This is a genomic window from Kitasatospora sp. NPDC093679 (genome assembly GCF_040683455.1).
Taxonomy (GTDB): domain Bacteria; phylum Actinomycetota; class Actinomycetes; order Streptomycetales; family Streptomycetaceae; genus Kitasatospora; species Kitasatospora arboriphila.
Genome location: NZ_JBFBDW010000003.1, coordinates 95,811 through 113,238 on the forward strand (window position 1 = coordinate 95,811; position 17,428 = coordinate 113,238).

A 17,428-nucleotide genomic window follows, 5' to 3' on the forward strand; every position below is an offset into this window, starting at 1 on the left:
GCCGGGCCCCGCGCACGATGCTCAGGCCCGGACGGCAGCCCCGGCCCGCACCCGCTCCAGCATCCGCCGGACGATCTCCTCGCCCGCCGCGACACCGACCTGGGTGAGCGCGGTGACGCCGGGCGCCGCCCAGCCGGTGTCGGCGAGTTCGCCGTGACCGGGCCGCCAGCCCGCGTCGGCGGCGAGCAGCAGCTCGGCGTCGAGCAGCGAGTCGCCGGCGGTCAGCACGGTGGCCGCACCCGTCCGGCGCTCGACCTCGGCGAGGGCCTCGCTCTTGGTGAGCGGGGCCGGCACCGCGTACACCTTGCGGCCCTGCAGCGAGACCGTCCAGCCGCGCTCGGCGCACCAGCCGGTGAGCTCCTCCAGCCAGCCCTCGGGCAGGTCGGCGCGCTCGACGACGAGGTAGGCGAAGAGGTCCTCGGCGACCCGACGCTTGTGCGTCCACTCCGGGTCGGCCGAGATGGCCAGGTGCTCGACGACCTCGGCGAGCGGGGCGCTGGCGGCGGCGAGCCGCGAGCGCACCTCGGCGTGCCAGTCGCGGTCCCAGACGCCGTCGACCAGCACGTGGCCGCCGTTGGCGCAGATCGCGTACTTCGGGATCCACCCCGGCGTCGGGCCGGGCAGGTTGACCCGCTCGTACTGGGCCCGGGTGCGGGTGGTGGCGGGCACGAACACGGCGAGCCGGGTCAGTTCGACGAGCAGCTCGGCGGCCTGCTCGGTCATGAACGAGAGCGCCCGGCCGTCGTTGACCTCCACCGAGAGCAGCCGGGGGGCGAGCCGGTCCGGCACGTCCAGGGCGAGCGCCCGGTTGGAGTAGATCAGGGTGCGGTCGAGGTCGCTCGCGACCAGGAACTGACTCGGCTGCTGATTCGGCATCAACTTTCCTTCGTGAGAACTTCGCCGCCCTCGGCGGTGTGCACCGCCGTGCCGTCGGCGCCGGTCGCCCCGCGGGTGTAGCGGGGGTGGATCAGGCCCACGCAGGAGTACGGCAGGTCGTCCACCTCCTCCACCGGGACGCCGCGCTGTGCGGCGAGCAGCCTGACGTGGTCGAGGTCGGCTCCGGCACCGCGCCGGGCCAGCACTCGCCAGGGCACCCGGCGGAGCATGACGCGGGTGGTCTCGCCCACCCCCGGCTTCACCAGGTTGACGTTGTCGATGCCGTACTCGGCACTGATCCGCTCGACGGCCGCCCAGCCCTCCCAGGTGGGGGTGCGGTCCTCGGCGGCGAGGGCGTCCGCGGCGGCGACGGCCGCGGCCCGGACGGCCGGGAAGTGCGCGGCGACGGCGGTGAGGAAGTCGTTCGAGACGTCGGCGACGGCGAGCTCGCGGTAGAACTTGGCGCCGTGGAAGTCGTCCGGGCCGATCAGGTCGGGGCGCAGCACGGTGCGCGAGATCAGGCCGGAGACGGTGGAGTTGAGGCAGGCGGACGGGATGAGGAAGTCGTCCCGGGTGCCGTAGGTGCGCACGCAGCGGCCGGGGTCGGCGAGCACCGCGAGGTCGGGGTCGAAACCGGTGCCGTGCAGCGCCTCGGAGAGTTCGCGGGTGATGGCGCCCTTGCCCGTCCAGCCGTCGACGAAGACCACCGAGCCGGCGTCGTGGTGGGCGGCGAGGTGGCGCAGCGCCACCGGGTCGATGCCGCGGCCGCGCACGATGGAGACGGTGTAGTGCGGGACGTCGAGGCCGTGGGCGAAGCCGAGCCAGCGGCGGATCAGCACGCCGACCGGGGTGCCGGCCCGGGCCAGCGAGGCGAGTACCAGGCCGCGGCCGCGCTCGCGCAGCAGCGTCTCGGCGACGGTGCCGACGGCCAGCGCGATCCGCTCGCCGGAGGCGGCGAGCGCCTGCTTGTACAGCTCCTGGTACTCGGGGCTCGGCTGGTACTCGATCGGCAGCGACTCGGCGTAGTGGGCGCCGCCGGACTGCACGGCCTCCTCGCGCTCCTCGGTCGGCGCCTCCAGCGCCACCCCGGAGAGGTCCTTGAGCAGCCAGGTCACGTCCTCGGCCGGGTACGAGGAGAACGCGGGGCCGAACAGCGGCGCGGGCAGGGTGGTCGTCATGGTCGCCTTACGTGGGGAGGTGCGCTGTCGATGGTGGGGGACGGAGGCGTCAGCGGGGTGGCCCGGGCCGGTACGCGGGGAGAACGGCGAGCACCACCTGGTCGGTGACGGCCCGCAGCTGGCGCAGCAGGGCGTCCTCGCCCTCGTGCAGGGCGGCGGTGTCGCCGGGGGTGTCGACCACCAGGACGATCGCGTCGAAGCGGCGGGCGGGGTCGCTGCCGGGGGCGACGTTGTAGGCGTACCGCTCGGTGGAGCGGTCGGCGGGGTCGTCGTGGGCCGGGAAGGCCAGCCGGGTGCGGATCGCGTAGCCCGGGTCGTCCACGGCGAGCACCGGCGAGCGGGTCGTCGTGGAGAAGCGTACGCGGTCGCCGCCGAGCCGGTCGGCGAGCGCTCCGGCGAGGCGCAGCGGCGCGTACATCAGCTCCTCGAAGCCGAGCACGAGGACGCGGCGGCGGTCGGCGAGCTGCTCGGCGAGCGGGGCGGCGAGGCCGGGCAGGGCGGCGTCGAGGCGACGGCGGTGGTCGGCGGTGAAGCCGTGCCGGCCGCCGTCGGGCAGGTCGGCCGGCCAGTCGAGCTCGGCCCGGTGGACGGGGGCGAGCGGAGCGTCGGGCAGCGGTGCGGGCGCGGGCTGCGCGTCGACGATCTCCTGCGCGCGGGCCAGCACGTCGGCGGGCAGCCGGACGCCGCCGACCGCGCCGGCGACCAGGTCGAGGCGGGCTCCGAGCTCGGCGGCCGCCTTGTCGAGGCGCTCCCGGTCGGCCCCGGTGCGCAGGTCGACCAGGGCGACCACCACGTAGCGGTCCCGGGGGTGCGCGGCGTGCAGCGCGCGGACGGTGTTGAGCACGGTGTTGCCGGTGGAGAACTCGTCGTCGACCAGGACCAGCGGCCCGTCGCCGGCGAGCAGCGCCGGGTCCTCGGGCAGCAGCAGGTGCGAGGTGGCGTGCGAGTGCTCCTCCTCGAAGCCGCCGACCGGCTCGACGCCGTCGACCGGGCGGCGGGTGGAGTGCAGGTACGGGGCGTCCAGGCCGTCGGCGACGCTGTGGCCGAGCGCGGTGGCGGTCTCCGCGTAGCCGAGGACGACCGCCCGGGCGGCGTCCTCGGGGCCGAGCAGCTCGCGGACCCGGCGGCCGAGCTCCAGTCCGGCGCCGTGCACCACGGCGGGGAGCTGCGGCACGTGCTTGCCGAGCACGTGGGAGACCAGCAGGTGGGCGCGGCGCGGGTTGCGGCGCAGGGCGAGCCCGATCAGCTCCCGCAGCTCCGGCGAGCCGGTGAGCCCGATGCCGAGCCGTTCGGTGACCCACTGGCCGGTCCACGGCGCCGGGGCGGGGTGCTGTGCGGTCAAGACTCCTGCTTTCGGTGGTGCGGTCGTGCAGAGGTGCGGTCGTGCGGTCGTGCAAAGGTGCCCAGGGTACGCAGGGGTGCCCGGGGTACGGCGGGGTCAGCCGCAGAGGCAGGCGCCCAGCAGCTCGGCGAAGCTGACGTCCTCGCGGGCCACCCCGAAGACGTCGGCGCGCAGCAGCACCCGCTCCGCCCAGGCCCGGTGCGGCTTGGCCTCGTTCATCTTGTTGGTGTACGCGGAGCGCAGCACCCCGCCGCCGTCGCGGCTGAGGATGTCCTGCGCGTCGGAGTACTCCTCGTGCGTGACCACCGAGAGGGCGTGCACGGCGGGCACGTGGCTGGGGTGGATGCAGGTCTTGCCGAGCAGGCCGTTGGCGCGGTCGAGCTCGATCTCGCGGATCAGCCCGTCCAGGTCGTGCTCGATGATGCGCTGCCGGACGCCGTCGGCCGGCGGGTGCGCCTCGGCGAACGGGGTGCGGCGCAGCTGCGGCTTGAACATGCGCTCCTGCACCGGGAAGTACTCCCAGACCGGGCCGGTCACGGTGAACCCGGTGCCGTCGGCGCGGCCGAGCACGTTGACCACGTCGCCGATGACGCCGGCGACCAGGGCCACGTCGTAGGCGGTGAGGTCGGGCGAGCGGCGCAGTCCGTACGCGGAGCACAGGTCGGTGACGCCGAGCCGGACGGCGAGGATGCGCTCGCGGTGCTTGTCGAGCAGCCGGGCGACGGCGAAGAGCTGCTCGCGGCGGGTCTCCAGGTGGGCGAGCTCGGGCGACTCCAGCACCGGCATGGCGAACAGCCGCTGGCCGGAGCGTTCCTCGGCGGCGGTGAGCGCCTCCAGGAAGGCGCCGCCGCTCTCCTCGGTGAACTTGGGCACCACGTAGCCGGCCAGCAGCCGCACCGCGGGGCCGAGCCGTGCGGTGAGGTCGGTGATCTGCGCGGCGGCGCGGACCCGCACGAACAGCAGCGGCAGGCCGGTGGCGCCGGTGGCGGCGAGCTCGCCGAGCTGGGCGACGAGGTTCTCCTCGGCGGCCGGCACCTCGTGGTCGGCGATCGCGTCCTCCAGGCAGAGCACCATGGAGACCACGCCGCGGGCGGCCTGCTTGCGGATGTCGGCGGCCAGCGTGCTGCGGGTGGCGGGGCTGTAGAGGGTCGCGCCGAGCGCGGTGGAGAGCACGGAGGGTGCGCTGCCGAGGTCGAAGTCGACCGGCTGGTGCAGGAAGAGCCGTTCGCGGACGTCGTCGGCGAGGTGGCCGAAGTGGCGCAAGCTGCACTCCCTGCAATCGTGGTGGCGGCCCGGTCACCGGGCGGGATTGGGCTGTCGTCCCGACAACGGGGACGAACGGCGGGGCCCGATGGTTTCGCGGGTGGGGGCGGCGCGGTCGCCCTCGCGTCCGCCGCGTCGCGTTCGCCGAGGTGGGTGGTGTACCGGGAGCCGTTGGCCGCTAATCGTACGGTCCTTCAGGGCTTTGCAAAGACCTGAAACATCGAATTCTCGGAAGGTTACCCGGTGCGACACAAAACCCCCCTCCGGGGCGGTGGCGGCCCGCATTGTCCGCGGAGGGCGGGGCCGGGCAGGATTGGGGGCATGACGCACGTGATGGCGAAGGGCGCCAACATCCCGCTGACGGCCGCCGCCGTCCGCGCCGTGCTGCGCTGGTCGGCGACGCCCGGCGCACCCGACGTGGACGTCTCCGCGCTGCTGGTCGCCGCCGACGGCAAGGTCCGTTCGGATGCCGACTTCGTCTTCTACAACCAGCCGAGGCATCCCTCGGGCCTGGTGCGCCACCTGCCCAAGCAGCAGGCCGGTGCCGGGGACGAGGTGTCGGACGCGGTCGAGATCGACCTCGGCCGGCTGGCCGAGGACGTCGACCGGGTGGTGCTGGCGGGCTCCTCCGAGGAGGGTTCCTTCCCGTCGGTGCCGCGGCTGCGGGTGCTGGTCTTCGACGTCGCGGCCGGCGAGGGCGCCGATCCGCTCGCCGAGTTCCCCGTCACCGACAGCGGCGACGTCACCGCGCTGGTGGCCGGCGAGTTCTACCGGCGGGCGGGCGGGTGGAAGTTCCGGGCGGTCGGCCAGGGCTACGCCACCGGCCTGAGCGGGCTGGCCACCGACTACGGCATCGCGGTCGAGGACGGCGAGGAGGTCGCGGACGCCCTGCCGCCCGTGGACGGCCCGCCGGTGCCCGAGCCGGCCGTGCCCGCGGCCGACCTGCCGGAGGAGCCGGACATCTACACGCTGGCACCGGCCGCTCCCCAGGCGGCCCCGGCGCCACCGCCGCCCAGCACCCCGCCGACGGTGGGCACCCCGGCGGCCCCGGCGCCCGCCGGGTACGGCTACCCGCAGCCGTCCGCCGCGCAGGCCGGCGGGTACGGCTACCCGCCCCAGCAGCAGCCCCGGCCCGGTGGCTACGGCTACCCCCAGCAGCAGCCGGGGTACGGCTACCCGCAAGGGCAGCAGCAGCCGGCGCCCGGCTACGGGTACCCGCAGCAGCAGCCCGCCCCGCAGCCCCAGCAGGCCGCCCAGCAGCCGGCCCCGCAGCCGACGGGTGCGCCCGGCTTCGCGCTGCCGCCGCAGGGCCCGCAGTTCCAGCCGCGCTGACCGCCGGGGGCGCGCCGTCCGCACGGCGCGCCCCCGGACGCGTCGGGCCGGATCAGGCCGCCGGGCCGGCCGGGCCCTTGTAGCCGCGCTGCCACTGCATGCCGAAGCCGTACAGCCGGTCCAGATCCGACTGGAATCCGTGCACGTAGCGCACCTCGCGGCGGACGGTGAGCTGGCCGTCGCCGGAGTTCTCGATCAGCACCACCGCGCAGGAGCGCGCGGCCGGCGCCCGCTCGTCCAGCTTGATCTCGATCCGCGGACCGGTCTGCGGCACGATCGTCACCGTGGCGTGGGTGTGGCCGAACGCGGGCGTGTCGTCGTAGATGTAGACGAAGATCAGCAGCCGCCGGAACTGGTCCTTCTTCTCCAGGTTGACGTACATCGTCTCGCCGGACGGGGCGCCGTAGACGTCGTCGCCGCTCAGCTTGACGTACGGCGGCCGGTTGAGGTCGCCGAAGTAGCCGCCGAGCGGCTGGACGACCCCGCGGCTGCCGTCGGCCAGCTCGTACATGCAGGCCAGGTCCAGGTCGACGCTGACCGGCGCCCGGTCCAGCGACTGCGGCGCCATCGGACGCAGGTTCCGCAGGTCGAACAGGTTGCGCAGACCGCCGCCCCCGGACGGGCGATCCGCCGACCGGGTGGTCCAGTGCAGGTTGACGTACAGATACCCGGTGGTCGCCGCCGCACCGGTCAGCGCGTGCTGCGGTTGGGACTTGGTCAGCGTGACCTTGAACTGCCCCCCGGAGTCCACTCCTCTGCGGTCCCCCTTGAGGAACTCCCAGACCGAGACCATGGCGTCCGCCCTCCCCCTCTCCCGGCCGTCCGGCCGGTGATCGCCCTCCGTCGTGCACCGTGCTCGTATCGTCCCATCAGAGCCATACCCCACCGGCGACGATGAGCCACCGTCAGTCCTCCGCCTGGCGGCCGATCGCCGCCTCCCGTACCATGCCGGGCCGTCGGACGCGCTAAGGTCGGTGCCGCACAGGAGTCCCCGACGTCCCGTGCGGCGGCGTCCACGACGCCCCGTCAGGATCCCGACCCGCCCGGGCCGCCTCCTGTGCCCGACCGCGTTCCATCCCCCCGTCCTGCGGAAATTCGAGGCCCGACCCACGATGAACCTCTCCTCCATACAGCTGGTATGGGCCGTCATCGGCGGCGCAGCCCTGCTGTTCACCGCCGTCCTGGTGGCCGTGCTGCGCGTCAAGAACAACAAGGCCGACGAGAACACCGACTCCTGGGAGCGCAGCGAGGAGCGCCGCCGCCGCAAGGAGGCGGTCTACGGCGGTGCCTCCTACGTGCTGCTGTTCTGCTGCGCCGGTGTCGCGGCCGCGCTCTCCTTCCACGGCCTGGTCGGCTTCGGCCAGGAGAACCTGGGTCTGTCCGGCGGCTGGGAGTACCTCGTCCCGTTCGGCCTCGACGGTGCCGCGATGTTCTGCTCGGTGCTCGCCGTGCGCGAGGCCAGCCACGGTGACGCGGCGCTCGGCTCGCGCCTGCTGGTCTGGCTGTTCGCGGTGGCCTCGGCCTGGTTCAACTGGGTGCACGCCCCGCGCGGCGGTGCCCACGACGGCGCCCCGCAGTTCTTCGCCGGCATGTCGATCTCGGCCGCGGTGCTGTTCGACCGGGCGCTGAAGCAGACCCGCCGGGCGGCGCTGCGCGAGCAGGGCCTGATCCCGCGGCCGCTGCCGCAGATCCGCATCGTCCGCTGGCTGCGGGCGCCCCGCGAGACCTACGCGGCCTGGTCGCTGATGCTGCTGGAGAACGTGCGCAGCCTGGACGAGGCGGTCGACGAGGTCCGCGAGGAGCGGCAGGCCAAGCAGGAGGCGAAGCTGCGGGCCCGCTCGGCGGACCGCCGCGAGCGCGCCGAGCTGAAGGCGATCGCCCGCTCGCAGGGCGGGGTGCTCTCCCGGGCGCGCGGCGGCCGCCAGGTGCCGGCGCTGACCGCGGCCGGTGCGGGCGAGTCCTCCGCTACGGAGCCTGCCCTAGCCGACGAGGACCCGATGGCCAAGGTCGGCCCCTCCGCGCTGGAGCCCGCCGCCCTCACCGCCGGCCGGCGCCCCCGCGCCGCCGTCGGCAGCTCCTCCAGCATCGACCTGACGCTGGACGAGGACACCCTGTCGATGCCGAAGCTGGACTCGCTGGAGCGCAAGCTCCGCGCGATCGAGCAGCAGCTCGGCTGACCCCGGCGACGCCGTCCCCCCGGCGACGCACCGGCGACACGAAGGGCCCCGCGCACCGAGGTGTGCGGGGCCCTTCGCCGTGACCGCGCCCGGATCAGACCGAGGTCGTCTCCGGTTCGGAGGTCTCCAGCGCCTGCTCGCGCCGGTTGCGGACCACCGAGGAGGCGAGCGCCGCACCGATGAAGCCGACGCCGATCAGGCCGGTGACCAGCTCCGGGATGTGGTACTCGATCGAGGCCAGCAGGATCAGCGCCAGCGCGCCGATCGCGTAGTGGGCGCCGTGCTCCAGGTACACGTAGTCGTCCAAGGTGCCCTTGCGGACCAGGAAGACGGTGAGCGAGCGGATGTACATGGCACCGATGCCCAGACCCAGGGTGATCATGAAGATGTCCTGGGAGATGGCGAAGGCGCCGACCACGCCGTCGAAGGAGAACGACGCGTCCAGGACCTCCAGGTAGAGGAAGAGGAAGAACGCGGCCTTGCCGCCGACCTGGACGATCGACTTGCCGGTCTTCTCGGCCTCCTCCTCGGCCTCCTCCTGCGCCTCCAGGCCGGACTCGAAGACGCCCGAGAGGCCGTTGACGGCGAGGTAGGTGGCGAGGCCCATCAGGCCGGCCAGCAGCACCGTCTCGGCGTGCTCGGCGGCGAAGAGGCGGGCGGAGACGGCCAGCACGACCAGCGCGATGACCGAGGAGAGGGCGTCCAGCTTGCCGATCTTCTCAAGCGGCTTCTCCAGCCAGCGCAGCCAGTTGAAGTCCTTCTCCTCGAAGATGAAGTCGAGGAAGATCATCAGCAGGAAGATGCCGCCGAAGGCCGCGATGGCCGGGTTGGCCGCCTCGAGGTAGTCGGCGTAGGTCTGGCCGTTGTAGGTCTTGGTGGAGTCCAGGGCCAGCTCGATGACCGTGCCCGGCGCGAGGTGGGCCGTCAGGCCGACCACCAGCAGCGGGAAGATCAGGCGCATGCCGAAGACGGCGATCAGGACGCCGACCGTCAGGAAGATCTTCTGCCAGAAGGCGTTCATCCGCTTCAGGACGGTGGCGTTGACGACGGCGTTGTCGAACGAGAGGGAGATCTCGAGGATCGAGAGGATCAGCACGACGCCGAACCCTTCGGCCCCCCAGATCAGGCCGGCTGCGATGAGGCCGACGATCGTGATGGCGAAGGACCATCCGAATGTGCGGAGGAACACGGGGTCAGTTACCTTTCGATTTCATGTCCACGGGCGTGTTTTCGGCGGCGGACTTTACTGGACGTTTACGCCGAAATCCAGGGCGATGCCGCGCAGGCCCGAGGCGTAGCCCTGGCCGACGGCGCGGAACTTCCACTCGCCCTGGTAGCGGTAGAGCTCGCCGAAGATCATCGCGGTCTCCGTGGACGCGTCCTCGGTGAGGTCGTAGCGGGCGATCTCGCGCCCGTCCGTCAGGTTGACCACGCGGATGTAGGCGTTGGACACCTGCCCGAAGTTCTGGATCCGGGCCTCGGCGTCGTAGATCGACACCGCGAAGACGACCTTGTCGACCTGGACGGGCACCAGGTCGAGGTTGACCTGAACGACCTCGTCGTCCCCGTCGCCGTCGCCGGTGAGGTTGTCGCCCTGGTGCTCGACCGACCCCTCCGGGCTGCGCAGGTTGTTGTAGAAGACGAAGTACTCGTCGCCGAGCACCCGGCCGCCGCCGCAGAGCAGCGCACTGGCGTCCAGGTCGAACGGCGCACCGGTGGTCGAACGGGCGTCCCAGCCCAGTCCGATCTGCACCTGCGTCAGGTTGGGCGCGGCCTTGGTCAGCGAGACGTTGCCGCCCTTGGCCAGCGTGACACTCATCTGGATTTCCTCCCAGTCCCCCCGTCCCCGGGGCCTCTCTGCCGGGCCGGCTCGGGCCTGCGACCGGCACGACGGGACGTACCCCAGATCTACGCCCCCGCACCGTCGCGCGATCCCGCACACCGGCCTGAACTTCCTGAACTACCTGCCCGCACCGCCGCGGACGCGCAGCGGCCGGGGCCGGTACGGGAGTGCACCCGTACCGGCCCCGGCCAAGAGTATGCAGCCGCCCGTGCGGTCAGACGTTCACGCCGAAGTCCTGCGCGATGCCGCGCAGGCCGGAGGCGTAGCCCTGGCCGATGGCGCGGAACTTCCACTCCGCGCCGTTGCGGTAGAGCTCGCCGAAGACCATCGCCGTCTCGGTGGAGGCGTCCTCGGAGAGGTCGTACCGGGCGATCTCGGCGCCGCCGGCCTGGTTGACCACGCGGATGAAGGCGTTGCGCACCTGGCCGAAGTTCTGCTGGCGGTTCTCGGCGTCGTAGATCGACACCGGGAAGACGATCTTGGCGACCTCGGCCGGGACGCCGGCGAGGTTGACCTTGATCTGCTCGTCGTCGCCCTCGCCCTCGCCGGTGAGGTTGTCGCCGGTGTGCTCGACCGAGCCGTCCTGGCTGGTGAGGTTGTTGAAGAAGACGAAGTCGGCGTCGGAGCGGACCTTGCCCTGGTCGGTGCAGAGCAGGGCGCTGGCGTCCAGGTCGAAATCGGTGCCGGTGGTGGTGCGGACGTCCCAGCCGAGGCCGACGATCACGGCCGTCAGGCCAGGGGCCTCCTTGGTGAGGGAGACGTTGCCGCCCTTGCTCAGGCTGACACCCACTAGTCCTCCAAAGGTGCGGGAGGCACGTGCCGGTGCCCCCGGTGGTGCGGGTCCGGGCCACCCCGTGCGGGGCACCCGTCCTGCCAACGGCCCGATCGTAGTGCCGGGTTCCCCACCGGTCCGCCAGGGAAACCCGGCGCGTCGGACAACCGTCCGAACGCGCCGGGCCCGGGCGGGGCGTCCCCGACGATCAGAGCGCGCCGAGGGCGGCCAGGTACTCCTGCTCGTCGCGGGCGTCCGGCAGCCCGTTGACCACGGACCAGCGGACGGCGCCGGCCTTGTCGATCACGAAGGTGCCGCGGACCGCGCAGCCCTTGTCCTCGGCGAAGACGCCGTAGGCGCGGGAGACCTCGCCGTGCGGCCAGAAGTCGGACAGCAGCGGGTAGTCCAGCCCCTCCTGGTCGGCGAAGACGCGCAGCGTGAACGGCGAGTCGTTGGAGACCGCCAGCACCTGGACGTCGTCGTTCTGCAGGCGCGGCAGCTCCTTCTGGATCGCGCACACCTCGCCGGTGCAGACACCGGTGAAGGCGAACGGGTAGAAGACCAGGACGACGTTCTTCTCGCCCCGGAAGTCGGAGAGCTTCACGAGCTCGCCGTGCTGGTTCTTGAGCTCGAAGTCCGGAGCCTGGGTGCCGACCTCGATGGCCATGGATGGGACCTTCCTCGTCGTGGTGCCGCGGCCGCGGAGCGCGGCCTCGGGGCAGGGGCATCCTCGCATCCGTCCGGGTGGTTTCGGCCGTTCGGGTGAGATGGGCGGAGGCCCGGCCCCATGGTTTCGCCCTCGGTGAACATCCGCACCGGCGGCAGCCACAACATGGCGGGGCATGCCGAAGGGCCCCGCTGGAGGATGCTCCAGCGGGGCCCTCGACGGTCGTTCCGTAGGTCAGCGCTTCCCGGAGCGTGCGGCCTTCGGGGTGGCCAGGCGAGTGCCGGCCCAGTCCTTGGCGATCGCGACCGAGCTGGTCTGCGACAGGCCGGCCGTCTTGGCGGCGTCGGCGATCTCGTGCGCCTCGACGTGGCCGTCACGGCCGGTCTTGGGCGTCAGCAGCCAGATCAGACCGCCCTCGGCGAGGTACTCCAGCGCGTCGACGAGGGCGTCGGTGAGATCCCCGTCCTCCTCGCGGTGCCACAGCAGGACGCCGTCGGCGACGTCGTCGTAGTCCTCGTCGACGAGATCGCTGCCAGTGATGGACTCGATGCCCTCGCGGAGCTCCTGGTCACTGTCTTCGTCGTACCCGAGCTCCTGGATGATCTGGCCCTCTTCGAAGCCGAGACGAGCTGCCGGGTTGGACTTGTCCGCGGGGTCCGCGGTCGCGCTCACGGGAATAACCTCCAGTATTCGGCTCGGCGTCCATGCCGAGGCTGTGGGCGTAGTCCACACGTGCGCGGCGGTTCGCGCAAGTACCCGACACCCGATCCCACCCAAAGGTTGACGTGGGGAAGGGGGACACGCCGAGTGATGTGTTGGGAATCACACCCGTTTGCCCTTTTCTGCCCCGACCAATCATGCTTCGCCCCCCGGCCCAGGTCCAGCACCGGCCGCACACGTGCCCGAGATGCGAACGGCATTCGGGGTCACCGCTCCGGCGGGCGTAGAGTCTCCTGTTGGCCCTCAGCCCGACCGCCCTTCCGGGCGGGAGGGACCCAGGTCGGACCACCTCTTCGTAACACCACAACCGGGGGTGCGCAGGACGGGCGACGACGCCCCCCGCACCACCCCCCGACCGGCCCGCCCACCAGGCGGAACGGTTACCGATCGGTAGAGATGACGGATCTCCGAGTCGCGGTACACGATGGAGGCGGCGCGACACACCTCAGTTTCGACCGACAGTGAAGGAACAGCGTGGCTTCCGGATCCGATCGCAACCCGATCATCATTGGCGGCCTTCCGAGTCAGGTCCCGGACTTCGATCCCGAGGAGACCGCGGAATGGCTGGAGTCGCTCGACGCGGCCATCGACGAGCGGGGGCGTGAGCGCGCCCGTTACCTGATGCTCCGCCTGATCGAGCGCGCCCGCGAGAAGCGTGTCGCCGTGCCCGAGATGCGCAGCACGGACTACGTCAACACCATCGCGACCAAGGACGAGCCGTTCTTCCCCGGCAACGAGGAGATCGAGCGCAAGATCCTCAACGCGACCCGCTGGAACGCGGCCGTGATGGTCTCCCGGGCGCAGCGCCCGGGCATCGGCGTCGGCGGCCACATCGCCACCTTCGCCTCCTCCGCGTCCCTGTACGACGTGGGCTTCAACTACTTCTTCCGCGGCAAGGACGCCGAGGGCGAGTCCGGCGACCAGATCTTCTTCCAGGGTCACGCCTCCCCCGGCATCTACGCCCGCGCGTTCCTGCTGGACCGACTCACCGAGCAGCAGCTCGACGCGTTCCGTCAGGAGAAGTCGAAGGCCCCCTACGGCCTCTCCAGCTACCCGCACCCGCGGCTGATGCCGGACTTCTGGGAGTTCCCGACCGTGTCGATGGGCCTCGGCCCGCTCGGCGCGATCTACCAGGCCCGGATGAACCGGTACCTGGAGCACCGCGGCATCAAGGACACCTCCGACAGCCACGTCTACGCCTTCCTCGGCGACGGCGAGATGGACGAGCCCGAGTCGCTCGGCCAGCTGTCGCTCGCCGCGCGCGAGGGCCTGGACAACCTGACCTTCGTGGTCAACTGCAACCTGCAGCGCCTCGACGGCCCGGTCCGGGGCAACGGCAAGATCATCCAGGAGCTGGAGTCGCAGTTCCGCGGCGCCGGCTGGAACGTGATCAAGCTGGTCTGGGACCGCAGCTGGGACCCGCTGCTCGCGCAGGACCGCGACGGCGTCCTGGTGAACAAGCTGAACACCACGGTGGACGGCCAGTTCCAGACGTACGCCACCGAGACCGGCGCGTACATCCGCGAGCACTTCTTCGGCGGCGACCTGCGCCTGCGCGCCATGGTCGAGAACATGTCCGACCACGAGATCCAGCACCTGGGCCGCGGCGGCCACGACCACCGCAAGGTCTACGCCGCGTTCAAGGCCGCCCGCGAGCACAAGGGCCAGCCGACGGTCATCCTCGCCCAGACGGTCAAGGGCTGGACGCTCGGCCCGAACTTCGAGGGCCGCAACGCGACGCACCAGATGAAGAAGCTGACGGTCGAGGACCTGAAGCGCTTCCGCGACCGCCTGCACCTGCCGATCACCGACAAGCAGCTGGACGAGGGCTACGCGCCCTACTACCACCCGGGTCGCGACTCGGAGGAGATCCAGTACATGCACGACCGCCGGCGCGAGCTCGGCGGCTACGTGCCGACCCGCAAGGTGCGCCCGCGCAAGCTGGAGCTGCCCGGCGACGACGCGTACAAGGCGGTCAAGAAGGGCTCCGGCAACCAGACCATCGCCACCACCATGGCGTTCGTCCGGCTGCTCAAGGACCTCATGCGGGACAAGGGCATCGGCAACCGCTTCGTGCCGATCGCGCCGGACGAGTACCGCACCTTCGGCATGGACTCGCTCTTCCCGTCCGCCAAGATCTACAACCCGCTCGGCCAGACCTACGAGTCGGTCGACCGCGAGCTGCTGCTGGCGTACAAGGAGTCCCCGACCGGCCAGATGCTGCACGACGGCATCTCCGAGGCGGGCTGCACCGCCTCGCTGATCGCCGCCGGCTCGTCCTACGCGACGCACGGCGAGCCGCTGATCCCGGTGTACGTCTTCTACTCGATGTTCGGGTTCCAGCGCACCGGTGACCAGTTCTGGCAGATGGCCGACCAGCTGGCCCGCGGCTTCGTGCTCGGCGCCACCGCCGGCCGCACCACCCTGACCGGTGAGGGCCTGCAGCACGCCGACGGCCACTCGCACCTGCTGGCCTCGACCAACCCCGGCGTCGTCGCGTACGACCCGGCGTACGGCTACGAGATCGCGCACATCGTGCAGGACGGCCTGCGCCGCATGTACGGCTCCAGCGTGGAGTTCCCGACCGGCGAGGACGTCTTCTACTACCTCACCGTCTACAACGAGCCCATCAAGATGCCGGCCGAGCCGGAGGGCGTCGACACCGACGGCATCCTCAAGGGCCTGTACCGGCTCAAGGGCGGCGAGGCCGGCGCGATCCCGGCGCAGATCCTCGCCTCCGGCGTGGCCGTGCCGTGGGCCCTGGAGGCCCAGCGCATCCTCGCCGAGGAGTGGAACGTCAAGGCCGACGTGTGGTCCGCGACCTCGTGGAACGAGCTGCGCCGCGACGCCGTCGAGGTGGAGGAGTTCAACCTGCTCCACCCGGAGGAGCCGCAGCGCGTCCCGTACGTGACCGCCAAGCTCCAGGGCGCCGAGGGCCCGTTCGTCGCGGTGTCCGACTGGATGCGCGCGGTGCCGGACCAGATCTCGCGCTGGGTGCCGGGCACCTGGCAGTCGCTGGGTGCGGACGGCTTCGGCTTCGCCGACACCCGCGGTGCGGCCCGTCGCTTCTTCCACATCGACGCGCAGTCGGTCGTCCTCGCGGTGCTCACCGAGCTCGCCAAGCAGGGCAAGGTCGAGCGCAGCGTGCTGAAGTCCGCGATCGACCGCTACCAGCTGCTCGACGTGGCCTCGGCCGACCCGGGCGCGGCCGGCGGCGACGCCTGATCCGCCGGATCCGGTCCGGAGGGCCGGCCGTCCCGCAGGGGGTGGCCGGCCCTCCGGCGTTCCCGGCCCACGCCGTCCGGTTCACGCCACCTCGTTCACGTCACGTCGTTCACGTCACGTCGTTCACGTCACGGTGAAGGTGTTCAGGACGGTGGAGAACTGCTGCCGCGCGACCGTCCAGTCCTCCTCGGGCGAGGCCGCGTAGATCGCGTACTCGGTGCCGTCCGGGGCGATGAACGCCTGGTCGATGGCGTGCCGCGGGTTGCCCTGCCGGTCGGTGGAGGTGAACTCCCAGAGCGCGCCCTCGCGGCCCTGGTAGACGTTCGGCTGCAGGACGACCCGGGTGTAGTCGGGCTGGGCGGAGACGGTCTGCTCCAGCTCCAGGAAGTGCGCCTCGGGCGACCGGGCGGCACCCGGTGCGACGCCGAAGCGCAGCAGGTGCAGGCCGCCGTCCGGGGAGTAGTCGATCTGGCCGCCCGACTCGCTGCGGGTCCAGCCCTGCGGCACGGCCACCCGGAATCCCGCCGGGTCGTCGCTCCACCGGAAGCCCGCCGGGGCCGGGGTGCCGGCCGGCGTGGGCGTGGGGGTGGGTGTCGGACTCGGCGTGGGGGTGGGCGTGGGGGTGGGCGTGGGCGTCGGACTCGGCGTCGGACTCGGCGTGGGGGTGGGCGTCGGGGTGGGCGTCGGCGTCGCGGTGGGGGCGGTCGCGGTCGGGGAACCGGCGGTCGAGGAGGTGTTGGGCTCGTCCGAGCCGCCGAGCAGGGCGAAGGCCACACCGCCGGCCAGTGCCGCCGCCACCAGCACGGCTGCGGCGATCAGCCGGGCCCGGCGTCGGCCGCGCGTCGGCCCGGCCCCGTCGGCGGGCTCCTGCGGCGGTTCCGCGGCTGTCGGCTCCCCCGGCGGCGGGGCGGCCGCGGACAGCGCTGCCGGGGCGGGTACGGGTGTCGGCGGCGTCGCCACGGTGGGCACGCCGAGGACGGGGGTGGCCCGCTCGGTGGGCGCCTGCACGGCCCGCGGCCGGCCTCCCGCGAGCTCGTGCAGCATCGCCAGGGCCTCGGGGGCGGTGGGCCGCTCGGCCGGGTCCTTGCGCAGCAGCGCCTCCAGGACGGGCGCCAGCGGGCCCGCGTTGCGCGGCTCCGGCAGCGGGTCGGCCACCACCGCCTGCAGGGTGCTCATGGTGGTCGTCCGGTGGAAGGGCGACTGCCCCTCGACCGCCGCGTACAGCGTCGCACCGAGCGACCAGAGGTCGGACTCGGGACCGGGCCGGTGGCCGGTGACCCGCTCCGGGGCCACGTAGTCGGGCGAGCCGACGATGTCACCGGTGCGGGTCAGGCCGGGGGCACCGGCCAGCACGGCGATGCCGAAGTCGGTGAGGACGGCCCGTCCGCCGCGCTCCAGCAGGATGTTGGCGGGCTTGACGTCGCGGTGCAGCACGCCGTGCCGGTGCGCCTCGTCGAGGGCGGCGAGCACCTGCTCGCCGATCCGGGCGGCGTCCTTGGGCAGCAGGGTGCCCTCCTCGGCGACGACCTCGGCGAGCGAGCGGCCGTCGATCAGCTCCATGACGATCCACGGCCGGCCGGCCTCCTCCAGCACGTCGTACACGGTGATCACACCGGGGTGCTTGAGCATCGCGGCCGCGCGGGCCTCCTGCTCCATCCGCGCCCGCACGGCGGCGAGGTCCTCCTCGGGCAGGCCCGCGACGCTCAGCTCCTTGACCGCGACCTGGCGGGCGAGCTTGTCGTCCCGGGCCACCCAGACCGTGCCCATGCCGCCGCGGCCGAGCCGTCGCCCGAGCCGGTAGCGCCCCGCGAGCAGACGGCCGTCGGCGCCGCCCGCGTCATCCGTGCCGTACGTGCCGTTCGAGTCGTCCGCCCCGCCGTCCGCCGGGGGCCCGCCGCTGTCCGCTGGGTCCATCGCCGTCCCCTGTGCCCCGTCAGAAAATCCGTCCCGCCGCTCCGGCCGGACGGCCCCGCCCGGCTCCCAGTCTGGGCCCGGCGCCCCGGCCCGGCGACCGGGAGCGGCGGGACGGCGAC

At 72.6% G+C, this 17,428-nt stretch carries 12 protein-coding genes and 1 pseudogene; 3 read left to right on the plus strand and 10 right to left on the minus strand.

The features are described 5' to 3' along the window. Positions 1-21 precede the first annotated feature (21 nt). From AB0O09_RS03930 to AB0O09_RS03940, 3 genes and pseudogenes are all read right to left on the minus strand, one after another. Positions 22-876: an HAD family hydrolase gene (locus AB0O09_RS03930; RefSeq protein ID WP_344622696.1), complete on the minus strand. Its 855-nt coding sequence runs from the start codon at positions 874-876 to the stop codon at positions 22-24. Continuing rightward, positions 876-3,396, minus strand: a pseudogene (locus AB0O09_RS03935) (phosphoribosyltransferase). The gene AB0O09_RS03930 and the pseudogene AB0O09_RS03935 overlap by 1 nt, the downstream one beginning before the upstream one ends. A gap of 96 nt (positions 3,397-3,492) precedes the next feature. After that, positions 3,493-4,659, minus strand: a complete 1,167-nt coding sequence (locus AB0O09_RS03940) for an HpcH/HpaI aldolase/citrate lyase family protein (RefSeq protein ID WP_344622695.1) — start codon at positions 4,657-4,659, stop codon at positions 3,493-3,495. A gap of 321 nt (positions 4,660-4,980) precedes the next feature. On the opposite strand from AB0O09_RS03940, the gene AB0O09_RS03945 reads away from it, so the two are divergent. Continuing rightward, entirely contained in the window at positions 4,981-5,991 is a 1,011-nt protein-coding gene (locus AB0O09_RS03945) for a TerD family protein (protein ID WP_363539927.1), read from the plus strand. A gap of 52 nt (positions 5,992-6,043) precedes the next feature. On the opposite strand, the gene AB0O09_RS03950 is transcribed toward AB0O09_RS03945, so the two are convergent. After that, a complete protein-coding gene (locus AB0O09_RS03950) occupies positions 6,044-6,784 on the minus strand; it encodes a Tellurium resistance (RefSeq protein ID WP_363539929.1) in 741 nt (246 codons plus the stop codon). Positions 6,785-7,103: 319 nt separating this feature from the next. Between AB0O09_RS03950 and AB0O09_RS03955 the strand changes: the two genes are divergently transcribed. After that, entirely contained in the window at positions 7,104-8,168 is a 1,065-nt protein-coding gene (locus AB0O09_RS03955) for a DUF2637 domain-containing protein (RefSeq protein WP_363539931.1), read from the plus strand. Positions 8,169-8,262: 94 nt separating this feature from the next. Here the strand turns inward: AB0O09_RS03955 and AB0O09_RS03960 are convergent, their stop codons facing one another. From AB0O09_RS03960 to AB0O09_RS03980, 5 genes are all read right to left on the minus strand, one after another. Next, the gene (locus tag AB0O09_RS03960; RefSeq protein ID WP_344622691.1) at positions 8,263-9,357 is read right to left on the minus strand and encodes a DUF475 domain-containing protein; all 1,095 of its coding nucleotides are present in this window, start codon (positions 9,355-9,357) and stop codon (positions 8,263-8,265) included. Positions 9,358-9,411: 54 nt separating this feature from the next. After that, positions 9,412-9,987, minus strand: a complete 576-nt coding sequence (locus AB0O09_RS03965; protein WP_344622690.1) for a TerD family protein — start codon at positions 9,985-9,987, stop codon at positions 9,412-9,414. A gap of 238 nt (positions 9,988-10,225) precedes the next feature. Next, positions 10,226-10,801, minus strand: a complete 576-nt coding sequence (locus tag AB0O09_RS03970; RefSeq protein ID WP_263105525.1) for a TerD family protein — start codon at positions 10,799-10,801, stop codon at positions 10,226-10,228. A 190-nt stretch (positions 10,802-10,991) separates the two neighbouring features. Continuing rightward, positions 10,992-11,450 (minus strand): peroxiredoxin, encoded by a 459-nt coding sequence (locus AB0O09_RS03975; RefSeq protein ID WP_030267523.1) that lies wholly within the window; start codon positions 11,448-11,450, stop codon positions 10,992-10,994. Positions 11,451-11,684: 234 nt separating this feature from the next. Then, the gene (locus AB0O09_RS03980) at positions 11,685-12,122 is read right to left on the minus strand and encodes a DUF3052 domain-containing protein (RefSeq protein ID WP_030267527.1); all 438 of its coding nucleotides are present in this window, start codon (positions 12,120-12,122) and stop codon (positions 11,685-11,687) included. A 522-nt stretch (positions 12,123-12,644) separates the two neighbouring features. On the opposite strand from AB0O09_RS03980, the gene aceE reads away from it, so the two are divergent. After that, entirely contained in the window at positions 12,645-15,395 is a 2,751-nt protein-coding gene (aceE, locus tag AB0O09_RS03985; protein WP_363539934.1) for a pyruvate dehydrogenase (acetyl-transferring), homodimeric type, read from the plus strand. Positions 15,396-15,518: 123 nt separating this feature from the next. Here aceE and AB0O09_RS03990 read toward each other — a convergent pair whose 3' ends face one another. Beyond that, on the minus strand, positions 15,519-17,309 hold the full coding sequence (locus tag AB0O09_RS03990; protein WP_363539936.1) for a serine/threonine-protein kinase: 1,791 nt from the start codon (positions 17,307-17,309) through the stop codon (positions 15,519-15,521). Positions 17,310-17,428: the final 119 nt, after the last annotated feature.